This window comes from Spongisporangium articulatum, assembly GCF_044465595.1.
Lineage (GTDB): Bacteria > Actinomycetota > Actinomycetes > Actinomycetales > Kineosporiaceae > Spongisporangium > Spongisporangium articulatum.
Genome location: NZ_JBITLV010000003.1, coordinates 446,877 through 459,309, shown reverse-complemented (window position 1 = coordinate 459,309; position 12,433 = coordinate 446,877). Strand labels below are relative to the sequence as shown.

Genomic DNA, 12,433 nt, shown 5'->3' with positions numbered 1-12,433 from the left:
ACATGGGGGAAAACCCCGAGACACGGTAGGGATAGCCCCCTGCCGGGGACGAACGCCCACCCCCTAGAGTCCTGAGCGTCATCCGGACTTCTGGAGGGGTCATGCGCACCGCCTACGTCTTCACCTCGCGCGCCATCGCGCTGCTCGTGCTGTTCCAGGCCGCCGTGATCGCCTTCGGCGTCTTCGACCTGGCCAAGACCGTCGAGGACGACGGGTCGATCGACAAGTCCACCGCTGAGGACCTCGTGGGCCTCAGCTTGCATGGCATCGGTGCCATGGTCCTGTCGGTCCTGGTCATCCTGCTGCTCATCTTCTCGTTCTTCACGAAGGTCCCGGGCGCGGTCCGCTGGGCGCTGATCGTCTTCGGGGTGACGGTGCTGCAGTGGGTGTTCGCGATCGTGGCGTTCAGCGTCCCGGCGATCGGTCTTCTTCACGGCCTCAACGCCTTCGCTGTCGCGGCCACCGCCGGCATCGCCGGGCGGGTCGTCTCGACGGGCGGCGCCACCACTCCGGCCGCGGCCGAACCCGCGCCCGCCGCCTGACCCCCGGGTGAGCACCCTGGCCGCGCGGCTGCGGCTGGCCGCAGCCGTCGCGGTCACCCTCGCCATCGTCGTCCCGCTGGGCTGGATGTGGTGGGGGAGCCGGTTGCCGTCGTCCTACTCGATGGCCTCACTCGGGTACGTCGACGGCGGCGGTCGACCGGTCGAGACGCACGGAGCGCACGCGGGGCACGCCGGCACCGACGTCGCGACCCTGACCGGCCCACCCACGGGGACCCCTGCGGTGAACGTCACGCTCACCGCCCGCCAGGAGGACATCACGCTGGCGTCGGGCAAGGTGGTGAAGGCCGGATACACGCTGAACCACACGTCCCCCGGGCCGGCGATCGTCGCGCGCCAGGGCGAGCTGGTGCAGATCACGTTGCTCAACGAGTCGGTGCCGGGCGGGGTCACGCTGCACTGGCACGGCCTGGACGTGCCGAACGCGGAGGACGGCGTCGCCGGCGTCACGCAGGATGCCGTCGGGCCCGGGCAGCGACACGTGTACCGCTTCGTGCCCCAGCGGGCCGGCACCTACTGGTACCACTCCCACCAGGTGGCCGACGAGCAGGTGCGGCTCGGCTTGTACGGCAGTCTCGTGGTGACGCCGAGACGACCGGTGAGCCCGGCGCCCGACGTCGACGTGACCGCGCCCGTGCACACCTACCGCGGCACGCGCGCGGTGGGCGGCGTGCCCGGGCAGTTCCCCGTCCAGGCGAAACCCGGTGACCTGGTGCGCATCCGGGTCATCGACACGGACGATGGGTCGTTGCGCACGTGGGTGGCCGGGGCGTCGTACCGGCTCGTCGCGCTCGACGGCCGCGACTGGCACGGGCCCACCCCGGTGACCGGGAGGGCGGTACTGATCGGCGCCGGTGGGCGCGCCGACCTGGAGTTCACCATGCCGGGGGACGGCGCGCAGGTGCGGGTCGGCGTCGGGGGCGGGACGACGTCCGTCCTCGTGAGCCCACCCGCTGGTACCGGCGCACGGCCGCCCGCGCCGCCGGTCACCGCCCCGAAGGACGACCTCGACCTGCTCACCTACGGCACCCCGGCGGACGTGGGGTTCGACCCGCAGCGGCCCGACCGCACGTTCGACTACCGCATCGGGCGGCGGCCCGGCTTCGTCGACGGGAAGCCGGGCCTGTGGTGGAGCATCAACGGCCACCTGTTCCCCGACGTGCCGATGTTCCAGGTCTCGCTCGGCGACGTCGTGCGCATGCGCATCACCAACTCCAGCGGTCAGGCGCACCCGATGCACCTGCACGGGCACCACGTGCTGGTGCTGAGTCACAACGGGAGACCCTCGACGGGGTCACCGTGGTGGACCGACACCGTGCCGGTGAAGGACGGCGACACGTACGTCGTGGCCTTCGTCGCCGACAACCCGGGGGTCTGGGCCGACCACTGCCACAACCTGCAGCACGCGAGCCAGGGGTTGGTGACGCACCTGGAGTACACGGGGTACACCACGCACTTCCGGATCGGCGGGAAGGCCGGCAACACCCTCGGGTAGGCCGGCCCGGTTGATCGGCCGGCCGACCTGCCCTGTGGAAAAGCCTTACCTGTGGACAACTTCCGAGGGTAGCCCGCGCCGTGCGCGACGATCTAGGCATGTTCTACGACATGTTCCTGGAGGACGACGACCCGTCGGGTTTCGGCCCGGAGGGCACCGACCCGTTCGAGGTGAAACTGGCCCTCGACCCCGAAAGGGGCCGGATGGCGGCGGCTTACACGCTCGGCCTGGAGTACGTCGGGCTGCCCGAGCTGCTCATCCAGCCGCCCGACGACTTCGAACCGCCCGGCGGCCTCGACTGGGCCCACGCGTCGGTGCACCTGATGCGGGGGATGGGCCGGCTGGCCGAGGCCATGCTGCGGGCCGACAGCGAGGAGGTGGGGCCCGACGTCACCGAGATCGCCGGGGCGATGGTCGCCTTCCGGCTGCTGCCGGCCCACGAGTCGCGAGCGCGGCTACGGCTCGACCTGCCCGAGCACTTCGGTGACATGACCGAGGTGGCGTGTTCCTGGTGGCAGCCCTGAGGCCGGTTCACCACCGGTCGCCGATCTGCGGGGCGATCAGCTCGTCGTAGACGTGCTGCACTACGGAGCGCGTCTCGTCGTCCAGTGGCTCCAGATCGGCGGCCGCCGCATTGGCGCGCGCCTGCTCCGGATTGCGGGCTCCGGGGATGACCGTGGTGACCCCGGGCTGATCGATGATCCAGCGCAGTGCGAACTGAGCCATCGTGGCGCCGGCGGGCACGTGCGGGCGCAGCCGCGCGACCGCCTCGAGGCCGGCGTGGAAGTCGATGCCGGAGAACGTCTCGCCGACGTCGAAGGCCGAACCGTCGCGGTTGTAGGTGCGGTGGTCGTCGGCCGGGAACCGGGTGTCCGCGTCGTAGCGGCCGGACAGGAGGCCGCTCGCCAGCGGGACCCGCGCGATGATGCCGACGCCGGCCTCCCGCGCGGCCGGGAGCACGTCCAGCAGCGGGTTCGTCCGGAACATGTTGAGGATGATCTGGATGCTCGCCACGTGCGGTCGGGCGATGGCCGCGAGCGCCTCGGCGCGGGTCTCCACGCTGAACCCGTAGTGCGCGACGCGCTTCTCGTCCACCAGGGTGTCCAGGGCGGCGTAGACCGCGTCGTCGGTGAAGACGGCGGTGGGCGGGCAGTGCAGTTGCACCAGGTCAAGGGTGTCGACGCCCAGCTTCTCCCGGGAGCGGTCGGTCCAGGCCCGGAGGTTGTCCAGCGTGTAGTTCTCGGGTTGCTGCGGCAGCCGGCGACCCGCCTTGGTGGCGACCAGCACGTCCGGGCGTCCGTTCGCCAGGAACCGGCCGACCAGCTCCTCGCTGCGGCCGTCGCCGTAGACGTCCGCCGTGTCGAAGAACCGGACGCCCGCGTCGTAGGCGGCCTCGAGGACCGCGAGCGCGTCCTCCTCGCGCACCTCACCCCAGTCGGCGCCGAGCTGCCAGGTGCCGAGACCCACCACGGAGACGGGGCGCTGCGTGCGGCCCAGAGTGCGCTGTTCCATGTCGACCTCTGTTCGGTTGCGTGACCGGGTCAGCATCGTCACCCGTCGGCGTTCGGTCCACTCCAGACGCGCCGGCGTCCCTCAGGGCTGGGGGAACGACCCGAGCGCCCGGTCGACGTCGATCCGGACGACGACCCGCTCGGGGTTCTCCCGCGGCGGCCGGTAGCGCACGGCGTAGCGGGCCTCGGCGTCGGCCACCGAGTCGGCGTCGGTCAGCACCGACACCGGGCCCTCCAGCGCGAGCCAGCGCCGCCCGTCGACCTGGCAGACCACGGCGCGACCGCCGGCGGCGGCGTTACGGGCCTTGCGGCTCGCCCCGTGGGTGATCACCCGGGCCACGCGCGCCTCGTCGTCCCAGGTGAAGCCCACGGCGACGACGTGCGGCGACCCGTCGGGGCGCAGGGTCGTCAGGGTCGCCAGGTGGCGCTCGCGCAGGAACTCCTGGACGCCGGCGGGCAGCCCGGCGGGGTCGAACGACATGTCCCGCAGCCTGTCATAAAGGGTCGAAGGTCCTGTGGGCACGCCCCGGTACGGGCTGTCACGATGGTTCGCATGACGACGCAGTCGGACGGTCGAGCGCGCTACGACGAGCTGCACCGCCGCAGCATCGAGGACCCGGAGGGGTTCTGGGCCGAGGCCGCCGAGGCGATCAGCTGGATCCGGCGCCCGACCCGGGTGCTCGACGACAGCAACCCGCCGTTCTACCGCTGGTTCCCCGACGGCGTGCTGAACACGTGCTTCAACGCGCTGGACCGGCACGTCGTCGAGGGTCGGGCCGACCAGGCCGCGCTGATCTACGACTCGCCCGTCACGGGCACGAAGAAGACCTTCACGTACGCCGAGCTGCTCGACCTGGTGGCCCGGTGCGCCGGGGTGCTGCGCGACCTGGGCGTCGGCCAGGGCGACCGGGTGCTGCTCTACCTGCCGATGATCCCCGAGGCCGTGGTCAGCATGCTCGCGTGCGCCCGGCTCGGGGCGGTGCACAGCGTCGTGTTCGGCGGGTTCGCGCCCGGTGAGCTCGCGGTGCGCATCGACGACGCGAAGCCGAAGGTGATCGTGTCGGCCAGCTGCGGCATCGAGCCGACCCGCGTCGTCGAGTACAAGCCGCTGCTGGACGCCGCGATCGAGCGCGCCGAGCACACCCCCGACCACGTGCTGATGGTGCAGCGACCCCAGGCGCAGGCCGCCATGACCGACCGCGACCTCGACTGGGCCACCCTCATGCGCCCCGGTGTCACCAACCCGGCCGGCGCCGTCCCGGTGGCCGCGACCGACCCGCTCTACATCCTCTACACGTCCGGGACGACGGGCCGTCCGAAGGGCATCGTGCGGGACAACGGCGGTCACGCGGTCGCCCTGCGCTGGACGATGGACGCGATCTACGGCGTCCGGCCCGGCGAGGTCATGTTCACCGCCAGCGACGTCGGCTGGGTCGTCGGGCACTCGTACATCGTCTACGGCCCGCTGCTGGCCGGGGCGACGACCGTGCTCTACGAGGGCAAGCCGGTGGGCACGCCCGACGCGGGCGCGTTCTGGCGGGTGGTCGCCGAGCACCAGGCCACGGCCCTGTTCACCGCGCCGACCGCGTTCCGGGCCATCCGCAAGGCCGACCCGCAGGCGGAACTCCTCGCCGGGCACGATGTTTCGAGCCTGCGCACGTTGTTCCTGGCCGGTGAGCGGCTCGACCCGGACACCTACGCCTGGGCCACGGGGACCCTGGGCGTCCCGGTGGTCGACAACTGGTGGCAGACCGAGACCGGCTGGCCCATCTGCGCCTTCCCGCGGGGCTCGGCCGAGCCGGGGGAGGGGTTCGCGCTCAAGCCGGGTTCGCCGTCCGTGCCCAGCGCCGGCTACGACGTTCGGGTCCTGGACGGCGACGGCGTCGAGGTCCCGGCCGGGACCGAGGGGGCGATCTGCGTGCGACTGCCGCTGCCGCCCGGCACCCTGACCACGCTCTGGCAGGACGACGACCGCTTCGTCGCGTCGTACCTGTCGACGTTCCCGGGCTGGTACCTCTCCGGCGACGGGGGTTACGTCGACGAGGAAGGCTACGTCTTCGTGATGGGCCGCACCGACGACGTGATCAACGTGGCGGGGCACCGGCTCTCGACGGGTTCGATGGAGGCCGTGCTCGCGGCCCACCCCGCGGTCGCCGAGTGTGCGGTGGTCGGGGTGGCCGACGCCCTGAAGGGACAGCTGCCGCGCGGTTTCGTCGTCCTCAAGGCCGGGGTGACCACCGACCCGGAGACCCTGCAGGCCGAGCTGGTGGCCGCCGTCCGGGCCGAGATCGGTGCGGTCGCGGCCCTGCGCGAGGTCGACGTCGTCGCGGCCCTGCCCAAGACCCGGTCGGGCAAGATCCTGCGCAAGACCATGCGCCAGATCGCCGACGGCCAGACGCCGCCGGTGCCGAGCACCATCGAGGACCCGGCCGTCCTCGATGCCCTCACCCCCGTGCTGCGCCGAGCTGACTGAGCGCGGAACGCAGCGCCGCCCAGGTCTTCTCGCCGAGGTCGGCGCGGCGGCGAGCCTCCATCGCGGCGATCGCCGCCGTCGTCGCGGTCACCACCTCACGCCCTTCGCCGGTGAGGGTGACCAGCCGGGCGCGCCGGTCGGTGGGGTCGGGCGCCAACTCGACCAGACCCACCGCCCGTAGGTCGCGGGCGAACTCGCCGACGGCCTGCGCGGTCATGCCCGCCTCGGTGGCCAGGTCGCCGACCCGGATGCCGGTCTCGGGGATGTAGGAGAGCAGGCGCAGGTGCGAGGTCCGCAGCTTCCGGCCGAAGTCGGGCATCAGCTCGTCGAGGTCGGCGCGCAGTACGCGCATCGCCCGGTCGAACAGCTCGAAGACGTGGGGCTCGGGCCGGTTGACGTCAGTCATAAAGTTACCTTACTTTCCTTCTTAGCAAGGTTACCTTTCTATCATTCGGGGTGGCGTCATGGACGGACTCACGGACCTGCTCGGCGGCCTGGGCCTCGACGAGATCGCCGGTCGCCCGCTCGACCCGCGATCCGTCACGGTCGACCCGGTGCCCTACACGTTCGGCTCACCGGCGACGGGCGGCCTGTTCCGGGTGGCCGCCGCGGGGGCGGAGGGAGAGTGGCGGGCCTTCGTGAAGGTGCTGCAGCACCTGCGGCACTGGCCGGCACTGCAGTTCATGCCGCCGCCGGTGCGGGAGTCGTTCCTCGAGTTCTTCCCCTGGCGGGAGGAGGTCGACATGTGGCGCCCGGCCTTCGTCGACCGGCTGCCCGCCGGCCTGCGGGTGCCCGAGCTGCACCGGCTCGTCGAGCTCCCCGACGACCGGCTCGCGGTCTGGGCGGAAGATGTCGCCGTCGACGAGTCGCCGTGGGATGACGAGCGTTTCGACCGGGCCGCCTATCTGCTGGCGGTGCACAACGCACGGATGGCCGACCCCGAGGTGCTGGCCGCCTGCGAGCACGAGCCCGACTACGGGATGCGGATGTGGGTCACGCACGCATTGCGCGGCCAGGGGTTGGCCCCGCTGGCCGACGACGCGCTGTGGGCGCACCCGGCGCTGGTCGCGGGGGGCGACGTCCGGTCCGGCCTGCAGGCCTGGGCTCCGCACGTCGACGAGGTGCTGGCCCGGCTCCGGCCGTTGCGGCACGGCATGCCGCACGGCGATGCGAGCCCGCAGAACCTGCTCGTCCCGGCCGACGGCTCGGCCGAGTTCGTGATGATCGACGTCAGCTTCCAGACCCCGGCCCCGCTGGGCAGCGACCTGTCTCAGCTCGTCGTCGGGCTCGCCCACGCCGGGCTGTTGCCCGCCGCCCGCCTGCCGCAGGTGGAGCAGGTGGTCCTCGAGGCCTACGCGCGCGGGCTGGAGGCCGAGGGGCTCGAACCCGGGGCGGACGACGTCCCGCTGGCCTACGCGGCCACCCTCCTTCTGCGCTCGGGGTTCACGGCCCTGCCCTACGAGGCCCTCGAGCGCGCCGACCCGGCGACCGTCGCCGCCCGGCTCGACCTGACCCGCTTCATCCTCGGGGCGGCCGACCGGCACCTCTGAAAGCTATTCACGCGAGGTATACACCGAGTGTATAGTCTCGGAACATGGCGATGACCGACGTGCTGCTGGCCCTGCTGGCCCGCGGCCCGCGGCACGGTTACGACCTGAAGCGCAGCTACGACGAGTGGTTCGCCGGGCTGCGCCCGCTGGCCTTCGGGCAGGTCTACTCGACCCTGGCGCGGCTCCAGCGCGACGGTCTGGTCGAGGTCGCGCACACCGAGGGTGGGGACGGCCCGGAGCGGGTCGTGTACGAGACGACGGGGGCCGGGCGCGAGGCGCTGCGGGTCTGGCTGGAGGAACCGGTGGAACCGAACGGGACGGCGTCCGACGATCTGCAGCGCAAGGTGCTGGCCGCCCATCGGCTGAAGGAGGACGTGCCGGCGCTGATCGCCCGCCAGCGGGCCGCTCATCTGCGCGCCATGCGGGCGTTGACGCCCAGCGGGGAGTTGGCCGCCACGCTCACCGCCGACCTGGCCCGGCTCCGGCTCGACGCCGAGCTGCGCTGGCTCGAGCTCGCGGAGGAGAGGCTGGCCCGTGGCTGAGCAGATCCTGGTGCTGGACGGCGTCCAGCACGCCTACCGTCGCACCGTCGCCCTGCGGGGCGTGAACCTCGCGGTCGCCTCCGGCGAGGTCGTGGCCGTGACGGGCCGGTCCGGCTGCGGCAAGTCGACGCTCCTGCACGTGGCCGCCGGCCTGGTGCGCCCGCAGGGCGGGCGGGTCGAGCTGTTCGGGCAGGACCTCGCGGGGGTCGGGGACGACGAGCGCGCCCGCCTGCGCCGCACCCGCCTCGCGCTGGTGCTCCAGTTCGGCCAGCTCGTCGACGAACTCACGGGCCTCGACAACGTGGCGCTGCCGTTGCTGCTGGACGGTCACGACCCGGCGGCGTCGCGGCGGCTGGCCGCCGAGCGGCTGGAACGTTGCGGGGTCGCCGACGTGGCGGGCGTCGTCCCGGGGGAGATGTCGGGCGGCCAGCAGCAGCGGGTCGCGGTGGCCCGGGCGCTGGTCACCGGCCCGCAGCTGATCCTGGCCGACGAGCCCACCGGGTCGCTCGACTCGCTCGGGGCCCGCGACCTGCTCGACCTGTTGCTGGCCGAGACCGTCTCGACCGGTTCGGCTCTGGTGATCGTCACGCACGACAACGAGGTGGCCGCCCGGGCCGACCGCGAGGTGCGCCTGGCCGACGGCACGGTCGCCTCCGACGTGGTGCTCGCATGAACGGCTGGTCGCGCGGGGTCGCACCGGCCGCCGTCACCTCGGACGCGGAACGGCGTCGGGCCCGGCTGCTGGCCGCAGCGGTCGCCGTGACCGGGGCGCTGCTGATCGCCACCGAGCAGATCCTCACGTTGATCTGGACGGCGGCCTCGTATCCCGGGCCGGTCGAGTACGTCGCGCCCGACGGCACTCTCACGGTGGTTTCCTCGCTGGACGACAACTTCCACTACCAGGCCCGGCACGTGAGCGGCCTGTCCGAGTACCTCAGCCAGCCGGGCCTGCTCGGTGGCGCGACCCTGGTCCCCGCGCTGCTGGCGGTGACCGTGCTCGTGTTCGCGGTGCAGGCCCTGCGGATCGGGACGGTGGCGCGCGAACGTCGCCTGGCCGCCTTCAGCCTGGCCGGGGCCACCCGGCGGCAGCTGCGCAGGCTGGCCGCGCGGGAGGGGACGCGCGCCGCCGTCCGGGGGGCTCTGCTGGCCGGGCCCGCCTACCTCGTCCTGTGGCTGCTGCTCGGCGTGCTGGCGCCCGACGGCTGGAAGCTGCTGCCGCCCCTCGACTGGACCGCCGCCGTGACCTGGGTGCTCGTCGTCCCGCTGCTCGGGCTGCTCGGTGGGCTGGTGTCGGCGCGGACCGCCCGGACCGCCGAGGTGTCCCCGCTCGGCATCACGCGGCGGGCGCCGCGGGCGCTGACCTGGCGCACGGTCGCCGTCCCGGTGGTCTCGTTGACCGTCTGCCTGGCCTTCCTGGTCTACGCCTTCCGCACCTACGCGCAGCAGTGGGTGATCCTGCTGGGCATCGTCGCCGCGGTGGTCTTCTGCCTCAGCCTCGGCCCGCTGGCCGTGGTGGGCCTGGGCCGGTTGGCGGTCCGCAGCGACCGGCTCGAGACCGCGCTGGCCGGCCGCCGTCTGCTGGCCGACCCGCGGCCGTCCGGGCGGGTGGCGGGCGTCCTGTTCGCCGTGGGGCTGACCCTCGGCTTCGAGGCGTACCTGGCCGTGGGCGTCCTGCGGGAACCGGGGTACACGGCCGACGACCTGGCCTTCTACCTGGGCGGGGTGGCCATCGTCGGGGTCGCCGCCGTGCTCTCGGCGCTCGTGGCGTGCCTGTCGATGGTGGTGGCCGCCTCGGAGCAGGTGCTGGAGGGCCGCCGGGGCGTGGCCGTGCTCGTCTCGCTGGCCGCCTCGCCCGGTTTCGCGCTCTCCGTGGTGCGGCGTCAGCTGCGGATCGTGGCCGTACCCCTGGCCCTGACGGGGGCGGTGATCGGGCTGGTGGCCCTCGGTCTGGGCGACCCGGTGTCGACCCTGGCCGGGTTGCCCGCGCTCCTGGTGGTCTACCTGCTCGGCCGGGGTGGCGCGGCGCTGGCCGCGCGGGCGGTGGCGCCCGTCGTCCGGGAGTGCTCGGGGCCCGAGAACCTGCGTGCCGCCTGAGGGCCGACTCACAGCGGGTGGCTACCATCGGCCTCCGGCGGGGCGAGAATCTGTGGGATGACCGGGTGAGAGGGGCGGGACGTGGACAAGGCGGTGAAGTCCGTGGCCGTGCCGCGCTGGCCGGCGACGGCCGAGCCGGTGACCACGCTCGCCAACGCCGTCACGCTCGTGCGCACCGTCGTCGCCGTGGCTCTGGGCGTGGCCGCCATCGCCCAGGGGTCGCTGGAACTCGTCGGCATCGGCTACGCCGTCTACTGGGTCGGCGACATCGCCGACGGGGCCGTGGCCCGGCTGCGCGGCGAGGAGACCCGGCACGGGGCCGTGTTCGACATCCTGTCCGACCGGGCCTGCACCAGCATCCTGGCCGCCGGGTACCTGAGCATCCGGCCCGAGTCGGCGCCTGCGCTGGCCGTCTTCCTGCTCCAGTTCATGGTGCTGGACTGCCTGCTGTCGCTGTCCTTCCTGCACTGGGAGATCTTGGGCCCCAACGACTTCCATGCCGTCGATCCGGTGGTCTACAAGCTCAACTGGTCGCCGCCGGCCAAGGCTCTGAACACCGCGGCCGTGATCATCCTGCTGCTGGCCCACCTGGTCTGGGTCGCCGCCGCGCTGGCCCTGGTCGTGGCCGCCGTCAAGGCCTGGTCCGGACGACGGGTGCTCCGGCTCCTCGCCGAACGGACACCCGCCGAGCTGGCCACGGTCGTCTGATGGACTCCGCGGCGTTCGCCGTCCTCACCGGGTCGCTCGGGTTCGGGGTGGCCTCGGCGATCCTCGTGATCCTGAACGCCGAGGCCTACCTGATCGCGGTCGCCGAGACCACCTCGTTGTGGGTCGGCTGGGGGGCGGTCGTGGCGGTCAGCGTCGGGCAGATGATCGGCAAGATCATCCTGTTCGTCTCGGTGCGCCAGGGCAGCCAGTCGAAGTGGTTGCGGCGCTGGCGCGAGAAGCACGCCGGCGACCTGGAGCGGGCCCGCGCGGACGGCGTCCCGGCCCCGCCCCCGGGTGGGCCGACGGCCACGGCCGTCGCCGTCCGTCCGGTCGAACAGACCCGCTGGCAGCGGTTCAAGGCCTGGACCGTCCGCTGGGGCACCCTCGGCCTGGGCCAGCTCGACCACCCGGTCCGGGCGGCCGGGCTGGTGCTGTTCAGTGCCGCCGTGGGGGTGCCACCGCTGGCGGTCGTGACCATCGCCGCGGGGGCCCGCCGGACGTCGCTGCCGGTGTTCGCCGTGTGCGCCCTGGTCGGCCGGCTGGTCCGGTTCGGGGTGATCGCGGCACCGTTCATCTGGCACCACAACCGCTGAGGTCCGTCGGGGTCTCGCCCTGCGGGGACGCCGTTCCCAGGTGACGCTTCACCCATGACGACCGCAGCCGTGCCGCACCCCACCCGCCCCTCGAACGGTGACCTGGCCCGCCAGGTCGCGGTGGGGCTCGGGGCCGTGGTGGCGATCGTGGTGGCCTTCATCGGCTCCGGCGTCGTCGTCGGGACCCCGATCGCCGACGCCGCGGGCGGGGCGCTCTCGGCAGACGCCACGCCCGTCGCCCCCGGGACGTCGGCGTTCCGCATCTGGTCGGTGATCTACACGGGCCTGCTCGCGCTGGCCGTGTTCCAGGCGCTCCCCGCACGGCGGACAGACCCCCGACAGCGGTCGGTCGGGCTGCTCGTCCTGGCGTCGTTGGTGCTGAACGCGGTGTGGATCCTGTGCACCCAAGCCGGCTGGGTCGCGGCGACGGTGCCCGTGATCGTCGCCCTGCTGGCCGTGCTGGTCGTGACGTGGGCCCGGCTGGTGCGCAGCGCACCGACCTCCTGGGTCGAGGCCGTCCTGGTCGACGGGACGATCGGCCTCTACCTGGGCTGGGTGTCGATCGCGACGGTGGCGAACGTGGCGGCCTTCGGCGTGGACGCCGGAGCCTCGGCGACCGGGCCGGTCGCGACCGGGGCCGCCGTCACCGTCCTCGTGGTCGCCGCGGGAATCGGGGTCTTCCTGGCCGTCGTCGGGCGGGGCCGGCTGGCCCCCGGTGCCGCGCTGACCTGGGGTCTGGCCTGGATCGCGGTCGGCCGCACCGACGGCGGCCTGGAGAACGGGACGGTCGCGGTCGTGGCCGCCCTGGCGGCCGCAGTCGTCGCCGCGACGACCGCGACCGCGAGGTTCCGGGCCGGCCGGGCCACGCGCGTGGGCACGGTGTGACACCGCGCCCGTCCCGTGAGCG

14 protein-coding genes are annotated in these 12,433 nt (G+C 73.2%); 11 read left to right on the top strand and 3 right to left on the bottom strand.

From position 1 onward, the window contains the following. The first annotated feature begins 101 nt into the window (after positions 1-101). The 3 genes from ACIB24_RS11755 to ACIB24_RS11745 all read left to right on the top strand — a co-directional run bounded on the left by ACIB24_RS11755 (position 102) and on the right by ACIB24_RS11745 (position 2,579). Complete coding sequence (locus tag ACIB24_RS11755; protein WP_398279978.1) at positions 102-542, top strand: hypothetical protein; 441 nt, start codon at positions 102-104, stop codon at positions 540-542. 7 nt (positions 543-549) lie between these two features. After that, a complete protein-coding gene (locus ACIB24_RS11750) occupies positions 550-2,055 on the top strand; it encodes a multicopper oxidase family protein (RefSeq protein ID WP_398279975.1) in 1,506 nt (501 codons plus the stop codon). A 98-nt stretch (positions 2,056-2,153) separates the two neighbouring features. Beyond that, the gene (locus ACIB24_RS11745; RefSeq protein ID WP_398279972.1) at positions 2,154-2,579 is read left to right on the top strand and encodes a hypothetical protein; all 426 of its coding nucleotides are present in this window, start codon (positions 2,154-2,156) and stop codon (positions 2,577-2,579) included. A gap of 7 nt (positions 2,580-2,586) precedes the next feature. Here the strand turns inward: ACIB24_RS11745 and ACIB24_RS11740 are convergent, their stop codons facing one another. Together ACIB24_RS11740 and ACIB24_RS11735 are read right to left on the bottom strand one after the other, a co-directional pair. Next, the gene (locus ACIB24_RS11740; protein ID WP_398279969.1) at positions 2,587-3,567 is read right to left on the bottom strand and encodes an aldo/keto reductase; all 981 of its coding nucleotides are present in this window, start codon (positions 3,565-3,567) and stop codon (positions 2,587-2,589) included. An 81-nt stretch (positions 3,568-3,648) separates the two neighbouring features. Beyond that, positions 3,649-4,047: a TIGR03618 family F420-dependent PPOX class oxidoreductase gene (locus ACIB24_RS11735; protein WP_398279966.1), complete on the bottom strand. Its 399-nt coding sequence runs from the start codon at positions 4,045-4,047 to the stop codon at positions 3,649-3,651. Positions 4,048-4,119: 72 nt separating this feature from the next. Here ACIB24_RS11735 and ACIB24_RS11730 point away from each other — a divergent pair, with 72 nt between their 5' ends. Next, complete coding sequence (locus tag ACIB24_RS11730) at positions 4,120-6,039, top strand: propionyl-CoA synthetase (RefSeq protein ID WP_398279963.1); 1,920 nt, start codon at positions 4,120-4,122, stop codon at positions 6,037-6,039. Here ACIB24_RS11730 and ACIB24_RS11725 read toward each other — a convergent pair. Beyond that, positions 6,011-6,445: a MarR family winged helix-turn-helix transcriptional regulator gene (locus ACIB24_RS11725; protein ID WP_398279960.1), complete on the bottom strand. Its 435-nt coding sequence runs from the start codon at positions 6,443-6,445 to the stop codon at positions 6,011-6,013. The two genes, ACIB24_RS11730 and ACIB24_RS11725, sit on opposite strands and share 29 nt — an antisense overlap. Positions 6,446-6,503: 58 nt before the next feature. Between ACIB24_RS11725 and ACIB24_RS11720 the strand changes: the two genes are divergently transcribed. The 7 genes from ACIB24_RS11720 (at position 6,504) to ACIB24_RS11690 (ending at position 12,411) form a co-directional block, all read left to right on the top strand. Continuing rightward, complete coding sequence (locus tag ACIB24_RS11720) at positions 6,504-7,589, top strand: aminoglycoside phosphotransferase (RefSeq protein ID WP_398279957.1); 1,086 nt, start codon at positions 6,504-6,506, stop codon at positions 7,587-7,589. Between the two features lie 44 nt (positions 7,590-7,633). Next, a complete protein-coding gene (locus ACIB24_RS11715) occupies positions 7,634-8,131 on the top strand; it encodes a PadR family transcriptional regulator (protein ID WP_398279954.1) in 498 nt (165 codons plus the stop codon). Then, on the top strand, positions 8,124-8,804 hold the full coding sequence (locus ACIB24_RS11710) for an ABC transporter ATP-binding protein (protein ID WP_398279951.1): 681 nt from the start codon (positions 8,124-8,126) through the stop codon (positions 8,802-8,804). The genes ACIB24_RS11715 and ACIB24_RS11710 overlap by 8 nt, the downstream gene beginning before the upstream one ends. After that, entirely contained in the window at positions 8,801-10,225 is a 1,425-nt protein-coding gene (locus ACIB24_RS11705) for an FtsX-like permease family protein (protein WP_398279948.1), read from the top strand. The genes ACIB24_RS11710 and ACIB24_RS11705 overlap by 4 nt, the downstream gene beginning before the upstream one ends. Positions 10,226-10,306: 81 nt before the next feature. Further along, positions 10,307-10,933: a CDP-alcohol phosphatidyltransferase family protein gene (locus tag ACIB24_RS11700; RefSeq protein ID WP_398279945.1), complete on the top strand. Its 627-nt coding sequence runs from the start codon at positions 10,307-10,309 to the stop codon at positions 10,931-10,933. After that, positions 10,933-11,526 (top strand): hypothetical protein, encoded by a 594-nt coding sequence (locus ACIB24_RS11695; protein WP_398279943.1) that lies wholly within the window; start codon positions 10,933-10,935, stop codon positions 11,524-11,526. The genes ACIB24_RS11700 and ACIB24_RS11695 overlap by 1 nt, the downstream gene beginning before the upstream one ends. Before the next feature lie 54 nt (positions 11,527-11,580). Then, a complete protein-coding gene (locus ACIB24_RS11690) occupies positions 11,581-12,411 on the top strand; it encodes a tryptophan-rich sensory protein (RefSeq protein ID WP_398279940.1) in 831 nt (276 codons plus the stop codon). Positions 12,412-12,433: the final 22 nt, after the last annotated feature.

Coding starts and splice junctions, on each gene's coding strand:
- ACIB24_RS11755 (WP_398279978.1), top strand. CDS start 102: ATGCGCACCGCCTACGTCTTCACCTCGCGCGCCATCGCGCTGCTCGTG.
- ACIB24_RS11745 (WP_398279972.1), top strand. CDS start 2,154: ATGTTCTACGACATGTTCCTGGAGGACGACGACCCGTCGGGTTTCGGC.
- ACIB24_RS11740 (WP_398279969.1), bottom strand. CDS start 3,567: ATGGAACAGCGCACTCTGGGCCGCACGCAGCGCCCCGTCTCCGTGGTG.
- ACIB24_RS11735 (WP_398279966.1), bottom strand. CDS start 4,047: ATGTCGTTCGACCCCGCCGGGCTGCCCGCCGGCGTCCAGGAGTTCCTG.
- ACIB24_RS11730 (WP_398279963.1), top strand. CDS start 4,120: ATGACGACGCAGTCGGACGGTCGAGCGCGCTACGACGAGCTGCACCGC.
- ACIB24_RS11725 (WP_398279960.1), bottom strand. CDS start 6,445: ATGACTGACGTCAACCGGCCCGAGCCCCACGTCTTCGAGCTGTTCGAC.
- ACIB24_RS11720 (WP_398279957.1), top strand. CDS start 6,504: ATGGACGGACTCACGGACCTGCTCGGCGGCCTGGGCCTCGACGAGATC.
- ACIB24_RS11715 (WP_398279954.1), top strand. CDS start 7,634: ATGGCGATGACCGACGTGCTGCTGGCCCTGCTGGCCCGCGGCCCGCGG.
- ACIB24_RS11705 (WP_398279948.1), top strand. CDS start 8,801: ATGAACGGCTGGTCGCGCGGGGTCGCACCGGCCGCCGTCACCTCGGAC.
- ACIB24_RS11695 (WP_398279943.1), top strand. CDS start 10,933: ATGGACTCCGCGGCGTTCGCCGTCCTCACCGGGTCGCTCGGGTTCGGG.
- ACIB24_RS11690 (WP_398279940.1), top strand. CDS start 11,581: ATGACGACCGCAGCCGTGCCGCACCCCACCCGCCCCTCGAACGGTGAC.